Raw genomic sequence first — 4230 nt, 5'->3', positions numbered from 1 at the left:
CGGGGAGGAGGTGGGGGGCGCGGGGCGGGACGAGGCGCCAGGAGTAGGCGAAGGCGGGGCGGGCCAGCGCGCGGTGCTGCCACAGGTGGTCGAGGAGGGCGCGTTCGCGGCGGGGGAAGTCGGGTGTGCGGCGGCCTTGCTCGGCGTCGTGGCGGAGCAGTGCGAGGCGGGTCGCGGCGGCGGCGTACTGGCGCAGGCGGTGCGCGTCGGCACGTACGCCGTGGTACGCGGCGAACTCGGCGGCGACGCGGCGGGAGCGCAGCGAGCCGAGGGCGAGGGGCTCGTACGGGGAGAGCCAGCCGGCGAGCGCGTAGCGGGGCAGCGTCTCGCGCACCGTGCGCAGTTCGCGCTGCCGCTGCCACAGCACGCACCACGTGGCGAACCCCAGCGCGGGGATCATGATCGTCACGTACACGAGCGGGAAGCCGAGCGGGCCGAGGACCGTCGAGCCGTTCCACGCGGCGTGCATCCCCATCGCGAGCAGCAGGCCGGCGAGGGGGAGCAGGACGCGGCCCACGCGGCGCCGGCTGAGCAGCGCGAAGCCCACGCCGAGGCCCGTCATGCAGGTGAAGAGCGGGTGCGCGAAGGGCGAGAAGACCGCGCGGACGAAGAAGGTCGCGACGGTGATGGCGGCCCCCGTGCCCTCGTCGCGGTCCGAGCCGAACGCCTTGGCGAGGTAGAGGATGTTCTCCGTGAAGGCGAAGCCCGTCGCCGTGAGGCCCGTGAGGACCACCGCGTCGACGGGCCCGCGTATCAGACGGCCGCGGAAGACGAGGACGAGCAGCAGCGCCGCGGCCTTCGCGCTCTCCTCGACGACGGGCGCGACCGCGAGCGCGGCGACCGTGTTCGGGTCGACCGGACGGGCCCAGACGTCGGCGAGCCACACGGCCGCGAAGCTGTTCGCTATGAGCGCGATGAGCGCTCCCGCGCAGGCGCCCCAGGCGAGCACGAAGGCGTGCGTGCGCCAGGGCAGCGGGTGGGCGCGGCCCAGCCAGCGGAACGCCAGCACCACGACGGGCGCCGGGAGCACCGCGAGCACGAGGCCCACGAGGAACGCCTCGGTCCCGGTCTCCTCCCGCACGAGCCCCAGCATCACGAGACCGCACAGCGCGAGCAGCACGGCGAGGCCGGTGAGACGCACGTCGCGGCGTCGCCACCAGCGGGCCCGTCGCGGCGTCAGAAGCCCCTGCGGTGCGGGCGGGGCAGGCGGATGGTTCACGCCTTTGACCTTAACGACCCGCACCGACAGCCGAACCCGGAACGCCTGTTCGTCACGGCGAAGGGGTGGTGGCCGCCCCGGGGCTCAGCCCTCCTCGGCCGCGGCCCCCACCCGCTCCGGCTCCGCGACCTCGTACCCGTTCCGGCGGAAGAGCAGGTCGTGCACCACGTGTCCCTTCCGGAGCCCCTGCCCTTCGAAGCGCGTCTCGGGCCGGAACCCGGGGCGCGGCGCCCAGCCCCCGTCCGGCACGGTGTTGCCGAAGGCCGGGTGCGCGCTCAGCACCTCCAGCATGTGTTCCGCGTACGGCTCCCAGTCGGTCGCGCAGTGCAGCACCGCGCCCTCCGCCATGCGGCTCGCGGCGAGGTCGAGGAAGTGCGGCTGGATGATCCGGCGCTTGTGGTGCCGGGTCTTGGGCCAGGGGTCGGGGAAGTAGACGCGCAGGCCCGCGAGCGAGGCCGCGGGAAGCATGTCGCGGAGCAGGACGACGGCGTCGCCGTTCGCGACCCGTACGTTCTCCAGTCCGGCCGCCGCCGCGAGACCGAGCAGCTGCCCCTGCCCCGGCGTGTGCACGTCGACGGCGAGGATGCCCGTCGCGGGATCGGCGGCGGCCATCTTCGCGGTCGTCTCGCCCATGCCGAAACCGATCTCCAGGACGACGGGCAGCCCGTCGAAGAGGGTGCCGAGATCGAGGACGTCGCGCCCGTCGACGTCCAGGCCCCAGCGCGACCAGTGCTGCCGCAGGTGCTCCGCCTGGGCGGTGGTCACGCGGCTGCGGCGCGGGGTGAAGCTCTTGATACGGCGCTCGCCCAGCGCCCGCGAGGGGTCGGCGGCGGGGCCCACTCCTTCGACGAACATCCGCCCCTGCGCCCGCGTGCGCGGCGGCAGCTCCTCGGGGCCGGGGCGTCGCGAGGCGGTCCGGCCGGGGTGCGCGGCGGGTTCGGTGGTCGGCGTGGCGGACTCGGCGGCCGGGTGGCTCGCGGTCGGCGCGGGGGTGCTGGGGTGCTCGGACACAATGCCCCCGATTCTCGGAACCGGGACGGCGGACGGGGGCGGGTGGGTGTGGAGAGATTTGGCTGCGGTGTGATTGTCCACAGCCTGTGGATAAGTGTGGGTGGGGTGGGGTGGGGTGGGAGTGCGCGGTACGGGGCCGGGCCGGGCGGGTGCGGGGTGCGTCCCCTTCGCGTGGCCGGAGTCACCCCCGTACCGCCGCGCCGCCCCGCGCGCCTGTCCCCGTACCCCGCCCGCTACGCCGGTGCCACCAGCAGTGGCTTCGCGCGTTCGCGCAGTTCCGCGACGCGCGGTTCGTCGCCGTACGGCTCCAGCTTCCGCAGCAGATCCTTCACGTACTCCTTCGTGCGCGCGGAGGAGATTCGCCCCGCGACCTCGACGGCCCGCGAACCCTGCTCGCACGCCGCGTCGAGGTTGCCCGACTCCAGCTCGGCGACGGCCGAGACCACGAGCCGCAGGCCGTGCGAGCGCACGTACTCCTCCGTGGGGCGCGACAGCGCCTGCTCCGTGAAGCGCCGGACCTGGCGCGGGTGCTTGAGGTCGCGGTAGCACTCGGCGGCGTCCGCGGCGAAACGGTCCTCGCCGTAGAAGCCGAGCCATGCCGGGTCCTCGTCGCCGGGCCGCGCCCGCTCCAGCCAGCTCTCCGCGGCCCGCAGCGCCGCCGAGGCCGCCGGGGCGTCCTTGGCCCTCGCGTGCGCCCGCGCCTCGACGAGCCTGAAGAAGCTCATCGTGCGCGCGGTCGCGAGTCCCCGGTTCCGTTCGGCGGCGGCCTGTGCGAGATCGACGCCCTCGTCCCCGAAGCCCCGGTAGGTGGCCTGGAGCGACATCGTCGCGAGCACGTACCCGCCCAGCGGCACGTCCGCCGCCGCGCGCGCCAGCCGCAGCGCCTGGATGTAGTAGCGCTGTGCCGCCTCCTGCTGCCCCGTGTCGAAGGCCATCCAGCCCGCGAGGCGGGTCAGCTCGGCGGTCGCGCCGAAGAGCGCGCGCCCGACGTCGTCGGAGTACGCGCCGAGCAGGAGTGGTGCCGCCTCGACCCGCAGGCACTCCGGCACCATCGAGGAGCGCCAGTCGCCGCCCCCGTACTTGGAGTCCCAGCGCCGCGCGTCCTCGGCGGCCTCGCGCAGCTTGCGCACATCGCTGTGGCCGACCCGGAAGGGCGTACCACCCCCTTCTCCCGGCCCCGCGGCGGCGGGCTCGCGCGCCACCGAACCGTCGGCCGGGGATATGAGCCAGCGCGAGGCCGGCGTGGCGTAGGCGCTCACCGAGAAGGACCCGGCGAGCGACTGCCAGATGCCTCCCCCGGCGCGGCGGCCGGCGAGGTCGAGCCGGTACAGCTCGGTCGCCGATTTCACGGCCCGGCCGACGTCGCGCGGGAAGGTGAGGCCCACCTCCGGCGTCGGGTCGGCGTCGGCGAGGCCGATCTCGTGCAGCGGGACCGGTCGGCCCAGCTTCTGCCCGATGGCCGCCGCGATGAGGTGCGGGGCGGCGCCCTGCGGCACCATCCCCTTCGACACCCAGCGCGCCACCGAGGTCTTGTCATAACGCAGGGTCAGCCCCCGCTGCTGACCGAGGTCGTTCACACGCCGCGCAAGCCCCGCGTTGCTGATGCCCGCGAGGGCGAGGACGGCACCGAGTTTCTCGTTCGGTCCGCGTTGCTCCCTGGACATGCGCCACCCCTCGACACAGACGCCCGCCGCTCCGGCATAACCGTGCGGCATTGGTAAACCCAGCGTAGTTCCCCGCATCCCAAGCGTTAAGAGCGGCGGTTCCGGATGGCGAGATTGTTGCCGCTCCCCGTATCCGGGCATGCCGCGCCACCGGTGTACGGGGACACCCACGCACCGGCCCCGGCGGAATCCCCCGTCCGCCGCCGTCCCCCGCCACTGGACAGCACCTTTCCACGCCCCCGCGCCCCGCACCGGTCCCCGCCGACCGGCTCGCGGCCCCCGCGCGCTCCCTCCCGCCGCCGGTCACGCACTGTTGACGCCCTCGCCCCGCGACCG

At 74.8% G+C, this 4230-nt stretch carries 3 protein-coding genes; all 3 read right to left on the bottom strand.

Annotated features, from left to right (window positions below; genetic code table 11):
- A partial coding sequence (locus SSBG_RS13215; RefSeq protein WP_234010513.1) for a PrsW family intramembrane metalloprotease occupies positions 1 to 1219 on the bottom strand: 1219 nt, incomplete at its 3' end.
- A gap of 84 nt (positions 1220 to 1303) precedes the next feature.
- Positions 1304 to 2230 (bottom strand): tRNA (guanosine(46)-N7)-methyltransferase TrmB, encoded by a 927-nt coding sequence (trmB, locus tag SSBG_RS13210; RefSeq protein WP_037869673.1) that lies wholly within the window; start codon positions 2228 to 2230, stop codon positions 1304 to 1306.
- Between the two features lie 233 nt (positions 2231 to 2463).
- Entirely contained in the window at positions 2464 to 3894 is a 1431-nt protein-coding gene (locus SSBG_RS13205) for a hypothetical protein (protein ID WP_037869672.1), read from the bottom strand.
- Positions 3895 to 4230 lie beyond the last annotated feature (336 nt).

Source organism: Streptomyces sp. SPB074, from assembly GCF_000154905.1.
GTDB lineage: Bacteria > Actinomycetota > Actinomycetes > Streptomycetales > Streptomycetaceae > Streptomyces.
The sequence above is the reverse complement of the archived record's forward strand: the minus strand, read 5'-3'. Positions and strand labels throughout refer to the sequence as shown.